Raw genomic sequence first — 14,326 nt, 5'->3', positions numbered from 1 at the left:
GTTGAGACAATGTCGATAGGTGCAATTGGTGGTGGCCAAGATATAAAAGCCATGGTCAATAAGATCGTGGCGGCTGAGCGCGATCCAAAAGCAGAGCGAATTGAGAAAAAACAAGCTGATATTCAAACGGATATTAGCGCCTACGGTAAATTGAAAGAGTCGATGTCAGGTGTCGAAGACCTGATGACGAGCCTCGACCGAGACCATGTATTTTCAGCGCGCACCATCGCTGCCGATGATGAGCTGTTTGATGCATCGGTCACCTATCAGGCGATGCCTGCCAGTTATAACGTTGAAGTCAAACAATTGGCCGCAGGTCATAAGCTGGTGTCTCGTCCGCTACCTGAAGATGCCAAATTCTCAGGCGGTGATGTCAGCCTTCGTTTAGGCGGTGAGGTGATGAATATCAGTTTGACCTCGCCCCGCGATCAATTGATCGATCTGGTTCGCGCCATTAATAGTGAAGAGAAAAACCCGGGCATTCGCGCCACTGTGGTGCAGGATGATTTGGGCTCTCGTTTGGTGCTTGCTTCTGATAAAACGGGCAAAGACAATCGCCTTGATATTAATGTGAAAGCGCCACCAGATAGTCCATTGCAAGCGCTTGGCTTTAATCCCGCACAATCGCTCAACCCCATGACGGAGATGCAGGCCCCGCAAGATGCTGAATTGCTGATTGATGGTTTGTCGCATGTATCCAGCCCAACCAATACTATTGATACCGCCATCGAAGGGGTGACACTGACAGTCAAAAAATTGTCAGATCCCAATCAACCACCGCCAGAAATTACGGTTGGCTACAACCGAGATGCTGTGCATCAGTCGTTGGAAGCTTTCGTCAATGCTTATAACCAGTTTTATGATGTTTCCCAGCAGTTAGGTGGGGTCAATAAAGCCACGGGTGAAGCGGGTCCACTGTCTGGTGAGAGTGTCACACGCAGTGCAATTAATCAGTTGCGTGCTATTTTTGGTACGCCCATCGACAGCGCAGAACCGAGCATGAAAACCCTGAGCCAAGTGGGGATTACCACCAACTTGCAAGGGCGTCTGGAAATTGACCAAGACCAGCTCAACAAACAGCTGGATAATAATTTCCCTGCTTTTGAAGCTTTTTTTGAAGGGCGAGATGGCTTTGCGCGTAAGGTCAGTGACCAGCTGAGCATGTATACCAAATTCACCGGTGCCATTAGCTCGCGCGAAAAAAGCCTCAATGAGCAGATGCGCAGCCTCAACGGTGATATGACGCAGCTTGATGAGCGTATGGAGCAAGTGCGCAAACGCACATTTGACCAATTCTCGGCCATGCAGTCGGCGACAGGCCAGATGCAAGCGCAGCTCGATTACATGCGCAACATGTTGGGAGGCTAATCAATGTCGTCTCAAGATGCACTATTTGACCAACTGGATCACATTGATGAGCAGTTGGAACAAATTTTGCTTAAAGTTCCCGTGGCGGTCGCCGATATAGAAGATCTCATAACAGCGCGACAACAGTTGTTGGCACAGTTTTCGGTCTACCAAGCATCGCTGGATACCGTTCGCTGGCAAGCTGCCATTGTGCGCAGTGAGCAACTGCAACAAAAAATGATTCAATGTCGCGATGGATATGCCCAGAACGCACGCCAACAACAATATAGTCGGCGTTCGATTCAGGCTTATCATCAATTTTCAAGATAAGGTAGTTCATTATGATGCGAGGTTCGCTACAGGCCTACAAGAAGGTTTCCGTTGATAGTCAGCTCAGCTCTGCCTCACCACACCGCGTGGTGCAAATGTTGATGGCTGGTGCAATTGAACGTTTGATTCAAGGCAAAGTCTGCATGGAGCAGGGCAATATCTCAATGAAGGGTGAACGATTGGGTAAGGCGCTGGATATCATTATGAGCTTGCGTGCTTGCTTATCGATGGAAGATGGTGGTGAAGTGGCTCAAAACTTAGACGCATTGTATGAATTTATGATTCATCGTCTAACCATTGCCAACGCCAATAATGATCCAGAGATGATTGATGATGTGATTGAGATTTTGCGTGAAATCAAATCAGCATGGGATCAAATTCCTGCTGAGTTTCACAATTTAACACAATCACCTGATTAATTTGGGGTTATACTGCTTGAGTTGAAACGGGGGTCACAGCTTTTGTGAATCCCCAGTTGCCTTATCATGTTCTTTAATTAGAATAGTAACAATAAGTGGTTTGCGACAGTATCTGTTTTAGCGAACTCAGTATCCAGATATAAAGGCAGACTATATCTATCTCATGCAGGGCTTATCAAAAATTCTCGTTATCGATGATAACGAACAGTTCAGACATGACCTTAGTGTCATTCTTCAATTTGTTGGCGAACCATCGGAGTTTGTGTCTTCTGACGATCTAGAATCTGTCGATTGGACACAAGCATGGGCGGCCAGCTTGGTGGGCCATATCGACTCTGCTAAACAGCATGGGAAGGTGCTCGAAAAGCTTCGTCTGCATAACCATATTCCAATTATCGCACTGACTCACCATCACCAAAGCTTGGTTGGAACACCGAGCTATGTCGGTGAGTTAGAGTTGCCACTTAATTATCCTCAACTGACAGATGCTTTGCGTCATTGTCAGGAATTCCTCGGCCGCCGTGCCTATCAAGTGCCTCAACTCGGACGTAAAACCACACTGTTTCGCAGTATGGTGGGCCGCAGTCACGCCATTAGTGAAGTGCGCACTTTGATTAGCCAAGTGGCGAAAACCGATGCCAGCGTCCTTATTTTAGGTGAGTCAGGTACGGGCAAAGAGGTGGTGGCGCGTAATATTCATTACCATTCAAACCGTGGTGAAGGGCCATTTGTGCCCGTGAACTGCGGCGCAATTCCGCCAGATTTGCTGGAAAGTGAACTCTTTGGCCATGAAAAGGGTGCCTTTACAGGCGCAATTTCGTCGCGTAAAGGGCGTTTTGAGCTAGCCAGTGGCGGCACTTTGTTCTTGGATGAAATTGGTGATATGCCGTTGCCAATGCAAGTGAAGTTATTGCGGGTGATTCAAGAGCGCTGCTTTGAGCGCGTGGGTGGCAATAAGAGTATTAAGGCCGATGTTCGCATCGTCGCGGCAACCCATTGTCATCTTGAACGCATGATTCAGGAAGGCTTGTTCCGTGAAGACCTCTATTATCGCCTCAATGTTTTCCCTATCGAGATGCCAGCACTGCGCGATCGCAGCGAAGATATTCCATTGCTGCTGCAAGAGCTACTGACGCGCCTTGAAGCAGAAGGCGCGAACGCGGTGCACTTTACACCGCGCGCGATCACCTCATTGATGGAACATGATTGGCCAGGTAATGTGCGTGAGCTTGCCAACTTGGTGGAGCGCTTGGTGATTTTGTATCCCGGCGATCTGGTGGATGTGAATCATCTACCGGCTAAATATCGCTACGGTGATGTGCCTCAGTTCCAGCCAGAGCAAGATGCCTTTAATGAGCAGATGGCAGAGCAACAGATTTTTGCCGATATCTTTGGTAATCAGGCTTCAGAACCGCACCACACGACGGCGTCTGACTTACCGCCAGAAGGATTGAATCTCAAAGAGATGCTGGCTGACCTTGAGGTCGATATGATTCGCCAAGCTTTAGACGCGCAAGCCGGTGTTGTGGCGCGCGCAGCAGACATGCTCGGCATGCGCCGAACCACCTTGGTGGAAAAAATGCGCAAATATGGCCTGAATAACCGAGACGATCGCGCTTATATCTAATTGAGTGCGAGCACCTTGCTTACGGATTGGTCAATAATTTGACCGAAAATAAACCGATAAGTAACTGAAAATAAAGGATAATAGTTGGTATGTAAAATGCATATCTCTATTATCCTTTTTTATTGCTCGGAAAAAAGCATGCTGTCTGAAGCTGCCTGCGCGCAGAGTAACCCAGCCTTGGGCTCAATCAATGAACAATTGATTCGCTATAAACAGGTGATCGATGTGATGCCTGCAGGCGTCATTTTGCTCAACAACCAAGGTGTGGTTGCAGAAGCCAATCCTGAAGCGCAGCGCCTTCTCTCTGAACCCTTGGTGGGCCAGCGTTGGTTTGAAGTGATTCAGCGTGACTTTGACCCCAAAGATGACGATGGCCACGAAGTGTCCCTGCGTAGTGGCGGTCGCGTTAAGTTGGCGATTTCGGCTTCAGAAAGTGGCCAGCTGATTTTGATTACCGATATGACCGAGACCCGTCTGCTTCAGTCTCGTGTCAGCGATCTGCAGCGCTTGTCTTCACTAGGAAAAATGGTGGCTTCATTGGCGCACCAAGTTCGTACGCCCTTATCGAGCGCCATGCTTTATGCCGCTAATTTGGGCGCGCCTAATCTGCCTGAGGCGACGCGAACCCGTTTTCAAAGTAAGTTGCTCGATCGTCTGCAAGATCTCGAAAAACAGGTCAACGATATGCTGCTCTTTGCCAAGGGCGGTGACAATAAAGTGGTCAATACCTTTAGTAGTGACGAATTTTTGACTGAACTAGCACCCATGGTTGAAATGTTGGTGCAAAAAAATCAGGTGGATTATCACGTTCATCAATTGGCTGAAGGCGCGCAGCTTTTGGGTAATGTCAATGCGCTGGCAAGCGCGGTGAGTAACCTGATCGTCAATGCCATTCAAGTTGCCGGTAAGGGGTGCGCCATTGCGCTGCACCTGACTGTGCAAGGTGAGCACTTACTGATTAGTGTCACCGACAATGGGCCAGGGATTGCGCCCGAAATTCAACAAAAAATTATCGAGCCATTTTTCACCACCCGCAAACAGGGCACAGGCCTTGGTTTGGCCGTGGTGCAAATGGTGTGTCATGCCCATAAAGGGCAGCTGAAAGTGATCTCAGAAGTCGGAAAAGGGGCATGCTTCAGCTTAGTTTTGCCTCTCAATCAAGCTGTAGGAGCCAATCAATGAATCAAAGTCGCGTGTTAGTGGTTGAAGATGATGAAGGATTGCGCGAAGCGCTTGTCGACACTTTGGCCTTAGCCGGTTACCAATGGCTTGAAGCGGAAAGCGCAGAAGAAGCGCTGATCATGCTGAAAAGCGAAGCGGTTGATATCGTGGTTTCTGATGTGCAGATGGCGGGGATGGACGGTTTAGCGCTGCTGCGTAGTATTCGCGCGCTTTATCCTAAATTGCCAGTCTTGTTGATGACCGCTTACGCCAATATTGAAGATGCAGTTTCAGCGATGAAAGAGGGTGCCATTGACTATATGGCCAAGCCTTTTGCCCCTGAAGTGTTGCTCAATATGGTCAGCCGCTATGCGCCAGTTCGTACTGAAAGCACCGCGGCTGTGGTGGCTGATGAGAAGAGTCTTGCCTTGATGGCGCTGGCCGATAAAGTGGCCGCTACAGAAGCCAACGTGATGATTCTTGGACCAAGCGGTTCGGGTAAAGAGGTGATGGCGCGTCATATTCACCAAGCCTCACCGCGGGTGAATGGTCCTTTTGTTGCCATTAACTGCGCCGCAATTCCAGATAACATGCTTGAAGCGACGCTATTTGGCTACGAAAAAGGCGCCTTTACTGGCGCGGTGCAAGCCTGCCCAGGTAAATTTGAACAGGCGCAAGATGGCACCATCTTGCTTGATGAGATCAGCGAAATGGATCTCAATCTGCAAGCCAAGCTACTGCGCGTGTTACAAGAGCGTGAAGTGGAACGCTTGGGTGGTCGCAAGAGCATTAAGCTTAATGTGCGTGTGCTCGCGACCAGTAACCGCGACTTAAAACAGTACGTCAGCGAAGGGCATTTTCGTGAAGATTTGTACTATCGCCTCAATGTTTTCCCACTGACGTGGCCTGCGCTTTGTGAGCGCCAAAAAGATATCGCGCCACTGGCGCAGCATCTGATCGAGCGTCATTGCAAGAAGCAGGGCTGCGCGATGCCGCAGCTACAAGCCAACGCCATTGCCAAGTTAGAGTGCTACCCATGGCCGGGCAACGTGCGAGAGCTTGATAACGTGATGCAGCGGGCGCTGATTTTGGCCGAAGCAGGGCAAATTGGTGCAGAGCATATTTTGCTGGAAGGGCTCGATTGGCAACATGCGTCAGGATTGCAGCACGCAGTCAGTGAATTGACGCAGGTACAAGTGGCCAATGTGGCATCGGCGGCTTCTCCTTATGCAGGTGCAGCTGCGGTATCAAGCACACCAGCAGAGATGCCAAGCGCCGTGCCAGCGTCGCCACTGGGCACCTCTGAGCGCGGCGCGTCAATTCATGTTCCATCGGGTCAATTGCCATCTGGGGATTCAGGCCTTGGCGGAGAGCTGCGCGAGCAAGAATTTGCGATCATTATGGACACATTACGTGCCTGTGATGGTAAGCGTAAAGAAGTTGCTGAGAAGTTGGGGATCAGCCCGCGTACCCTTCGTTATAAATTAGCCAAGATGCGTGATGCCGGAATCGAGATCCCGAGCTAAATAAACTTACGCTCTGTAGTTTAATTCGGCGCAAATTTATTGATATCATTATCAATGTTTGCGCCGAATTTATATTTTTAGCTATGCCGGAAAATGTTGGCCTCACAATTGCAAGAACTGATGAGAAAGTGTCCAGTTTGAATGTTTTTCTGTCAATTAATTGGCTTACAGGACGGCAATCCGATGAAAGTACAAAACCTACAACAAGAGATGCAAGCGATGAAGCTTGCGGCAGGAAGCCAAACTGTTCCGGTAACGGGGCAACAGGTATCGGAAACCTTTGCAAATTTATTGAATCAAGCAGTGAATAACGTCAATTCGCTGCAACAAAGCTCCAGTGATTTGGCGACTCGCTTTGACCAAGGCGATCGAACCATCTCCCTTGCTGATGTCATGATTGCGCGAAATAAAGCGGGCGTCGCCTTTGATGCCACCGTACAAGTTCGCAATAAGCTGGTTGAAGCTTATAAAGAAATCATGAGTATGCCGGTTTAATTTAAGAGAGCACGCCTGTGGCTGAAGCAACGACTAATTCAAACCTAGCAATACACGATGGTGGGGCGATGCCTGCGGCCACCGATGGTGACGGTTTGACTGAACAAAATCTTGACGCTGGTGAGAAGAGTTCATCTGGACTAGATGCACTTGGCAACCTTGATCTGCTGCGCCAGGTTATTTTGGTGCTTGCTGTCGCTATCTGCGTTTCTTTAATTGTGATGCTTTTTCTCTGGGTTAAAGAGCCCGAGATGCGTCCTCTTGGCACCTATGAAACAGATGAGTTGATTGCCGTTCTCGACCAACTGGATCAATCTGGGGTGACCTATGACCTCAATGGCAACACCATTCGTGTGGAAGCCAGCCAATATGAACAACTGAAACTGAATCTTGCGCGCGCAGGGCTCAATGCCCCCACCAATGATGGTGACGATATTCTGCTGCAAGATATGGGCTTTGGTGTTTCTCAGCGCCTTGAAAAAGAGCGTTTAAAGCTTAGTCGTGAGCGTCAAATTGCCAGTGCCATTGAGCGTATTCGCCAAGTGCGAAAAGCGCAGGTGATGCTCGCATTGCCGCAGCAAAGCGTGTTTGTTCGTCATAATCAAGATGCCTCTGCCACTGTCTTTTTGACCTTGCGCAGTGGCGGCACCTTGGGCCAACAAGAGGTGGACTCCATCGTCGATATGGTTGCCACTGCGGTTCCTGGCCTTGAGCCGACACGCGTGACAGTGACAGACCAAAATGGCCGTTTGCTCAGCTCGGGTACGGAAGATCCAATGACCAGTGCCCGTCGTAAAGAGTATGAGCTTGAGCGCAAGCAAGAGATGGCGCTGCAGGAAAAAATTGACGCAATTTTGATTCCGATTTTGGGTATGGGTAATTACACCGCGCAGGTGGATGTCACCCTGGATTTCAGCGCTGTAGAAGAAACCCAAAAACGTTTTGACCCCAAAACACCGTCAACGCGCAGTGAATTTACCCTAGAAGATTACAACAGTGGCAATGTGGTTGCGGGGATTCCGGGAGCGCTCAGTAACCAGCCGCCGGCTGATTCTGCGATCCCTGAAGATATCGAGCAAATGAAGGACGGTCAGCGTACACCTGAAGGCTCGGTGCATCGTGAAGCGACCCGTAACTTTGAATTGGATACCACCATTCAGCATCGCCGTAACCAAACCGGTACCGTGACCCGTCAAACTGTGTCTGTGGCACTGAAAGAAGATGCCGTTAAAGGTGCCGATGGTAAAACTACCTTCACGCCAATTCCGCAAGCGGAACTGGATAAAATTCGTCGCCTACTGGAAGGCAGTATCGGCTTTTCAAAAGCACGCGGCGATAGTATTGAAGTGGTCTCTGTTCCCTTTGCATCGGTGGAAGATCTGGAGCCAGTGGCGACGCCGATTTGGGAACATCAAAACTTTAATGATTGGGTTCGCTGGCTAGCCGCTGCGCTGGTGATTATCGTGGTGATTTTGGTCTTGGTGCGCCCAGCAATGCGCAAACTACTGTATCCAAATCTCAACGAGAAAGGCGGGCCTATGGGCTCTGATGGCTTGGCAACCACATCGGATGGCGAAGAGATTGGCCTGATTGGTAGCGAGCTTGATGGCAGTGACAATTTCGATTTAAGCAGTGCATTGGATTTACCAAACTTGCACAAAGATGAAGATCTACTGAAAGCGGTTCGTGCCTTGGTGGCTAACGAGCCAGATCTATCCGCACAAGTAATTAAGAATTGGGTGATGGAAGATGGCAAATCAAGTCGTTGAGGTTGAACAAACAACCGAAGGGTTTGACCCTTCCAGCTTAACGGGAACCGAGCGTGCAGCCATTTTATTGCTGTCGCTGACCGAGCAAGATGCCGCTAGCATTATTCGCCACCTTGAACCAAAGCAGGTACAGCGTGTGGGTGGTGCCATGGCGAGCATGCGTGATTTGAGTCAAGACAAGGTCGCGGCAGTGCATCGCGCCTTTATTGAAGATATTCAAAAATACACTGCCATTGGTATGGGCAGCGAAGACTTTGTGCGTAATGCGCTGGTGGCTGCACTGGGTGAAGACAAAGCCAATAACTTGGTCGACCAAATCCTCATGGGCAGTGGTGCCAAAGGTCTGGAATCACTGAAATGGATGGATCCGCGTCAAGTGGCTAGCATTATCTATAATGAGCACCCGCAGATTCAGACCATCGTCTTGTCCTATTTGGATCCAGAGCAATCGGCTGAAATTTTGTCTCAGTTCCCTGAGCGTGTGCGCTTAGATCTGATGATGCGTATTGCCAACCTTGAGGAAGTTCAGCCAGCGGCATTGAACGAGCTGAACGAAATCATGGAGAAACAGTTTGCAGGCCAAGCTGGTGCACAGGCTGCGAAAATTGGCGGCTTGAAGGCTGCGGCTGAAATCATGAACTACCTCGACAATAACGTTGAAGGGTTGCTCATGGATCAGATTCGTGACAACGATGAAGATATGGCAACTCAGATTCAAGACTTGATGTTTGTCTTTGAGAATCTCTCAGAAGTGGACGATCGCGGCATCCAATCCTTGCTGCGTGAAGTGCCGCAAGAGTTGCTACAAAAAGCACTGAAAGGTGCTGATGACCAAGTGAAACAGAAGATGCTGCGCAACATGTCGAAACGTGCAGCGGAAATGATGGAAGATGACTTGGAAGCGATGGGACCAATTCGTGTGGCAGATGTAGAATCGGCACAAAAAGAGATCCTATCTATTGCCCGTCGTTTGGCTGACTCAGGCGAGATCATGCTAAGCAGTGGCGGCGCAGACGAATTTTTATAATTGATCATTGAGGCGACACCATGAATCCACGTCGTGGCTATTTGCGTGTTTCGGAGCAACTGTCTGATGAGCTAGAGCGTTGGCAGTTGCCAAACTATGAGCAGTCAGAGCATGGACCGCGTGAGACCGCCTTCAATTACGATCCGCAGTGGCAAGATTTTGACGAGCCGCTGGATGAACCCGCGCCAGCGCCATTGACCGCAGAAGATTTGGAATCCATTCGTCAGTCCGCTTATGAAGAGGGCTTTCAAGAAGGGATCACCCAAGGTCACGCACAAGGTTTTGAGCAGGGCCAGCAAGAGGGTCATGCCCAAGGTCTAGAGCAAGGGCAAAGCGAAGGTCACGCGCAAGGTTTAGCGGCGGCGCAAGGGGAAATTGAAACCCATTTGGCTGCGCTAAGCTCGGTGATGGAGCAAATGGCCATGCCATTGGCGGCCTTTGATCACGATGCTGAGGCTTGCGTGGTCTCTGTTGCCATGAGTTTGGCCAAAGAGCTATTTCGTGTCGAGCTCAGTACTAATCCGCAAATTTTGCACCAAACGGTCAAAGAGGCCATCGCCTCACTGCCGATGCAAAAGCAGCAGATCACCATTGCGCTGAGTGAAGCCGATTTGGCTTTAATGCAGCAAACCTATGATGCCAAGACGCTGGCGCAAAAGCAGTGGCAATTGAGCCTCGATCCATCGCTCAATCGCGGTGATGTGCTCGTGCAAGCGGGCGATTCCACGGTAGATTACAATATGGATCAGCGCATTGCTGATCTTATGCAGCGCTTTATCGGTGCCAATCAATTGCAAGGGCGTCCCACGCCTTCAGTGCAAACCAGTCCAGCCGCCTCCTCCATTGATCAGCCGATGCCCGCGCAGGATGCGCCTATGAGCGATGTTGATTCGGTCAATGAGCAGCCAGATGAATCACTTTAGTCAGCGATTAAAAGCATTAAAAACCACAGGTCTTGGTGCAAGAGCTGTGGCTTCTGGCCGTTTAGTTCGCGTGGTTGGCTTGACTCTAGAGGCCATTGGCTGCCGCGCGCCCATTGGTAGCTTATGCCAAGTGGAAACCTTGACGGGCAGCATGGAAGCCGAAGTGGTGGGCTTTTCGGGTGACGTACTGTACTTGATGCCCAGCGAACAGATTTCCGGCGTATTGCCCGGCGCTAAGGTGACCCCCATTGCGGGTGAGCAAGGCTTACCAGTTGGTCCTGAATTATTGGGGCGGGTGATTGATGGCGTGGGTAATCCTTTGGATGGTTTGGGCGAGATTTTTACTGACCAAACCGCTAATTTTACCGGGGTGCGTTTAAACCCGCTGGCACGAAAACCTATCGATACCCCGCTTGATGTGGGCATTAAAGCGATCAACGGATTATTGACGGTGGGCAAAGGCCAGCGTATTGGTCTGTTTGCCGGCTCCGGTGTGGGTAAATCGGTAACCCTTGGCATGATGGCGCAGGGCACTACAGCGCAAGTGGTGGTGGTAGGGCTGATTGGTGAGCGTGGCCGAGAAGTCAAAGAATTTATTGAAGAGATCTTAGGGCCTGATGGCCGTCATCGCGCCGTGGTGGTCGCCGCGCCTGCCGATGCATCACCTTTGATGCGTTTAAAAGGCTGTCAAACCGCGCTGACCATTGCTGAATATTTTCGTGACCAAGGGCTCGATGTATTGTTGATGCTCGACTCACTCACCCGTTTTGCTCAGGCACAGCGTGAAATCGCGCTGTCTGTGGGTGAGCCGCCGGCCACCAAAGGTTATCCGCCATCGGTGTTTGCGAAACTGCCTGCGCTGGTGGAACGTGCGGGGAATGGCGGCGAAGGTCAAGGCTCTATCACTGCATTTTTCACCGTCCTGACGGAAGGGGATGACCTTCAAGATCCCATTGCCGATGCTTCGCGCGCGATCTTGGATGGTCACATTGTCTTGTCGCGTGAGATGGCAGATGCCGGTCACTATCCTGCCATTGATGTTGAACGCTCGGTCAGTCGTGTCATGCCGCAAATTACCGATGCGGAGCATCAATTGATGGCCAAAGCGGTGCGCCAAATCCTCTCTATTTGCCGTAAAAACCAAGATTTAGTTTCCATTGGTGCCTATAAGCCCGGCAGCGATCCGGGCATCGACCAAGCCTTTACGTTAAAACCTCGCCTCGACCAATACTTGCAGCAGGGGATGAAAGAGGTGGTGCCTTACGAGATGTGCGTCAATATGCTGCGCGCAACATTACAGGGCTAATAGGGCACCGTCATGTCAACCAACGCACTTCAACTATTATTAGAGCAAGCTGAGCAGCGTGAACACAACGCGGCAGTGGCACTGCATCAAGCGCGGCTGTCACTTGAAAACTATTATCAGCAGCTGGCACAAATCGAACAGTATCGTTTGGAATACAGCCGACAAATGGCAGAGCGCGGTCAACAGGGTTTGACCGCGAGCAGCTATGGTCATTTGCATAAATTCCTCAACCAGCTGGATGAAACCCTTTCGCAGCAGCGGCAAGCTGAGTGGCACTTTAAGCAGGCTGTTGAAGAGAAAACCCAAGCTTGGCAGCAGGCTCGGCAAGATAAAAAATCCTATCAATGGATGCTGGATAAAAAAGCGCAGGAAAAGCGAATTCGCGAAGAGAAACAGCAGCAAAAAATGTTGGATGAGCTGGCGACCATTCAGTTTGCTCGGCGTATGCAAGGACGTGACTAATCCTCGGCATGTCTGTGATGAGCCCCTTTGGCGTGTTTGATTGATTGGTGTTTAGTCCAGATCGCGAGCTTGATTTTGGATTGATTGGGTTTTAATGAAAATAAATCATATTGTTGGTTCGATTTTTGCATTGTTTTTGTATCGCCAATTTATGTAGTCACCATGCCAGACACCGCAGATGCGGGGAATGCCACAGGCAAGCATTTCAAACGCTGGCTGAACAAAAACAGAGCCCATTTTCATGACGCAATCTTCCGTATTACTGAAAGAGTTCGCCCCAGTGAGTCGTCGCAGCACATCGACGGCCTCGACTGCGCGCCCTTCATCTGAAGATCATCGTTTCTCTCACGCACTGCACTCGGCTCATGAGCGTCGCAGTTCAAAAACATCAGCCAAAGAGCCTCATCAGTCGCAAGCGACTAAAAAGCCGCAGCAAAGCGAGCCTGCTCAGAAAAAGCAAGCGCCTGCCAATGACAAAGCGGCAGCCAAAGCAAGTGCATCCAATGAAAAAGCGAAAGCCACATCAGATGTTAAAGCAGAGGCGTTGAAAAAATCAGATGGCAAAACAGCCCATGCGAAAACCACAGCCGATCATGACGCGGCGCTTGAGCAAGCCAGCGAACAGACCCCACATGCACAAGGCGATGTTGCGTCTTTGCTGGTAGCCGATGGTAAAGTGCAGGGCAAAGCCGATAATCAGGGCGCCGATAAGGCGCTGTCTGAGGCGGATTTAGCCAAGCTTGCTAGCGATTCAAGTGATGGCAAAACCGATGATGCCGAAGCGGCTGTAGCCGCCAGTGATGAATTACTGGCATGGCTTGCGGCATCGGAAGCGGTACTGAGTGATAAAGCGGCTGCGACAAGTGGCGCAGCGACTGGCAAAGCATTGCCGCATGAAGGCGCATCTAGCAGCGCTGAGGCGAATACCGATGGCCATGATTTAGCGAGTCTTCAGCTTGCCGATACAGGTGGATTTGCTTTGCAAGGCTCGCCACTGCTGGCGCAAGCTAGCAGCGAGGCCGCGGGAAAAGTTGATGGCAGCTTGGATGGTGCTTCCGCTAAACTTTTGGCCGGTCATTTAGCACAGCAAGCGGGTTTACCAGGGCAAGCGCTCAATGGCCAATCGGCTAGTGCGCAAGGTGTGACGGCCGCTGATGCGGCAGTGGATAGTAAAGGTAGCGCTGAGCAAGGTGCAAATCTACTTCAGCAGTCAGCCGCTCAGCAACTGACAGGTAAAACCGATGGCATGGCTGTGCTAGGTATGCAGCCAAGCGCTGAGGCGGTGAAACCTGAATTGGCCGCGCAACTTGCTGGCGTTAATGGCGGCCTAGGCCAATTGGGTCAACAGCCACTGCGCAGCCAAGATAAAAAACCAGAAAGCGATAGCACGCTGGCCTCTCTTTCGGCCGCGCTTGGGGTTTCTAACAACCAAGCCGCGCAACATTTGCATGTTCAAGGCAAAGGTGAAACACCAAATTTAACGCTGCAATTGCATCGCGAACAAGCCGCAGAAGAGCTCGCAGATAAAGTGCAGATGATGGCGTCAAAAAATTTGCGTCATGTGGATATTCGCTTGGATCCGCCTGAGTTGGGACGGATGCAAATTCGCCTTTCGCTCAATCAAGATCAGGCCAATGTGCAATTTCATGTGACCAATTCACAAGCCCGCGATGTGGTGGAACAAGCGATGCCACGTTTGCGCGAACTGATGCAGCAGCATGGTCTGCAATTGGCTCAAAGCTCAGTGCAGCAAGATAGCTCTCGCCATTTTGCGCAGCAGCAGGGCCAGCAGCATCAGCAAGGACAACAAAGTCAGCATCAGCAATCGAGCTGGCGCTGGCGAGATGATGGGATGGAGCAGCAAGAATCCGCCGTCGAAATGTGGGTCAGCCGTCGTCGCGACGGAATTGACGACTATGTTTAAGAGATAAGCT

13 protein-coding genes are annotated in these 14,326 nt (G+C 50.5%); all 13 read left to right on the top strand.

What is annotated here, in order from left to right; all coding sequences use genetic code 11:
- The first annotated feature begins 9 nt into the window (after window positions 1-9).
- The 13 genes from fliD to L9P36_RS09870 all read left to right on the top strand — a co-directional run bounded on the left by fliD (window position 10) and on the right by L9P36_RS09870 (window position 14,316).
- A complete protein-coding gene (gene fliD / locus L9P36_RS09930) occupies window positions 10-1,368 on the top strand; it encodes a flagellar filament capping protein FliD (RefSeq protein WP_237466520.1) in 1,359 nt (452 codons plus the stop codon).
- Window positions 1,369-1,371: 3 nt separating this feature from the next.
- Window positions 1,372-1,677 carry a hypothetical protein gene (locus L9P36_RS09925; RefSeq protein ID WP_237466519.1) on the top strand — a complete coding sequence of 102 codons (306 nt, stop codon included), beginning with the start codon at window positions 1,372-1,374 and terminating at the stop codon, window positions 1,675-1,677.
- A gap of 14 nt (window positions 1,678-1,691) precedes the next feature.
- A complete protein-coding gene (gene fliS, locus L9P36_RS09920; protein ID WP_237467908.1) occupies window positions 1,692-2,096 on the top strand; it encodes a flagellar export chaperone FliS in 405 nt (134 codons plus the stop codon).
- A 163-nt stretch (window positions 2,097-2,259) separates the two neighbouring features.
- A complete protein-coding gene (locus L9P36_RS09915; protein ID WP_237466518.1) occupies window positions 2,260-3,723 on the top strand; it encodes a sigma-54 dependent transcriptional regulator in 1,464 nt (487 codons plus the stop codon).
- A gap of 138 nt (window positions 3,724-3,861) precedes the next feature.
- Window positions 3,862-4,905: a sensor histidine kinase gene (locus tag L9P36_RS09910; protein ID WP_237466517.1), complete on the top strand. Its 1,044-nt coding sequence runs from the start codon at window positions 3,862-3,864 to the stop codon at window positions 4,903-4,905.
- On the top strand, window positions 4,902-6,410 hold the full coding sequence (locus L9P36_RS09905) for a sigma-54-dependent transcriptional regulator (protein ID WP_237466516.1): 1,509 nt from the start codon (window positions 4,902-4,904) through the stop codon (window positions 6,408-6,410). Before L9P36_RS09910 ends, L9P36_RS09905 begins: the two co-directional genes overlap by 4 nt.
- A gap of 183 nt (window positions 6,411-6,593) precedes the next feature.
- The gene (gene fliE / locus L9P36_RS09900; RefSeq protein WP_237466515.1) at window positions 6,594-6,905 is read left to right on the top strand and encodes a flagellar hook-basal body complex protein FliE; all 312 of its coding nucleotides are present in this window, start codon (window positions 6,594-6,596) and stop codon (window positions 6,903-6,905) included.
- Between the two features lie 17 nt (window positions 6,906-6,922).
- Window positions 6,923-8,674: a flagellar basal-body MS-ring/collar protein FliF gene (gene fliF / locus L9P36_RS09895; protein ID WP_237466514.1), complete on the top strand. Its 1,752-nt coding sequence runs from the start codon at window positions 6,923-6,925 to the stop codon at window positions 8,672-8,674.
- A complete protein-coding gene (fliG, locus tag L9P36_RS09890; protein ID WP_237466513.1) occupies window positions 8,655-9,701 on the top strand; it encodes a flagellar motor switch protein FliG in 1,047 nt (348 codons plus the stop codon). Before fliF ends, fliG begins: the two co-directional genes overlap by 20 nt.
- A gap of 20 nt (window positions 9,702-9,721) precedes the next feature.
- Complete coding sequence (locus L9P36_RS09885) at window positions 9,722-10,624, top strand: flagellar assembly protein FliH (RefSeq protein ID WP_237466512.1); 903 nt, start codon at window positions 9,722-9,724, stop codon at window positions 10,622-10,624.
- Window positions 10,611-11,930 (top strand): flagellar protein export ATPase FliI, encoded by a 1,320-nt coding sequence (fliI, locus tag L9P36_RS09880; protein ID WP_237466511.1) that lies wholly within the window; start codon window positions 10,611-10,613, stop codon window positions 11,928-11,930. The genes L9P36_RS09885 and fliI overlap by 14 nt, the downstream gene beginning before the upstream one ends.
- Before the next feature lie 12 nt (window positions 11,931-11,942).
- Window positions 11,943-12,392 carry a flagellar export protein FliJ gene (gene fliJ, locus L9P36_RS09875; protein ID WP_237466510.1) on the top strand — a complete coding sequence of 150 codons (450 nt, stop codon included), beginning with the start codon at window positions 11,943-11,945 and terminating at the stop codon, window positions 12,390-12,392.
- Window positions 12,393-12,633: 241 nt separating this feature from the next.
- Window positions 12,634-14,316 carry a flagellar hook-length control protein FliK gene (locus L9P36_RS09870; protein ID WP_237466509.1) on the top strand — a complete coding sequence of 561 codons (1,683 nt, stop codon included), beginning with the start codon at window positions 12,634-12,636 and terminating at the stop codon, window positions 14,314-14,316.
- The last annotated feature ends 10 nt before the right edge of the window (window positions 14,317-14,326 follow it).

It is taken from the genome of Vibrio stylophorae (assembly GCF_921293875.1).
Taxonomy (GTDB): Bacteria; Pseudomonadota; Gammaproteobacteria; order Enterobacterales; family Vibrionaceae; genus Vibrio_A; species Vibrio_A stylophorae.
Note: the sequence above shows the minus strand (reverse complement) of the source record. Positions and strands in the feature narration are given on the sequence as shown.

What these genes read in the sequence shown, in the direction of transcription:
- fliD (WP_237466520.1), top strand. Translation starts at nt 10, where the DNA reads ATGTCGATAGGTGCAATTGGTGGTGGCCAAGATATAAAAGCCATGGTC.
- L9P36_RS09905 (WP_237466516.1), top strand. Translation starts at nt 4,902, where the DNA reads ATGAATCAAAGTCGCGTGTTAGTGGTTGAAGATGATGAAGGATTGCGC.
- L9P36_RS09885 (WP_237466512.1), top strand. Translation starts at nt 9,722, where the DNA reads ATGAATCCACGTCGTGGCTATTTGCGTGTTTCGGAGCAACTGTCTGAT.
- fliJ (WP_237466510.1), top strand. Translation starts at nt 11,943, where the DNA reads ATGTCAACCAACGCACTTCAACTATTATTAGAGCAAGCTGAGCAGCGT.
- L9P36_RS09915 (WP_237466518.1), top strand. Translation starts at nt 2,260, where the DNA reads ATGCAGGGCTTATCAAAAATTCTCGTTATCGATGATAACGAACAGTTC.
- L9P36_RS09910 (WP_237466517.1), top strand. Translation starts at nt 3,862, where the DNA reads ATGCTGTCTGAAGCTGCCTGCGCGCAGAGTAACCCAGCCTTGGGCTCA.
- L9P36_RS09870 (WP_237466509.1), top strand. Translation starts at nt 12,634, where the DNA reads ATGACGCAATCTTCCGTATTACTGAAAGAGTTCGCCCCAGTGAGTCGT.
- fliS (WP_237467908.1), top strand. Translation starts at nt 1,692, where the DNA reads ATGCGAGGTTCGCTACAGGCCTACAAGAAGGTTTCCGTTGATAGTCAG.
- fliE (WP_237466515.1), top strand. Translation starts at nt 6,594, where the DNA reads ATGAAAGTACAAAACCTACAACAAGAGATGCAAGCGATGAAGCTTGCG.
- L9P36_RS09925 (WP_237466519.1), top strand. Translation starts at nt 1,372, where the DNA reads ATGTCGTCTCAAGATGCACTATTTGACCAACTGGATCACATTGATGAG.
- fliI (WP_237466511.1), top strand. Translation starts at nt 10,611, where the DNA reads ATGAATCACTTTAGTCAGCGATTAAAAGCATTAAAAACCACAGGTCTT.
- fliG (WP_237466513.1), top strand. Translation starts at nt 8,655, where the DNA reads ATGGCAAATCAAGTCGTTGAGGTTGAACAAACAACCGAAGGGTTTGAC.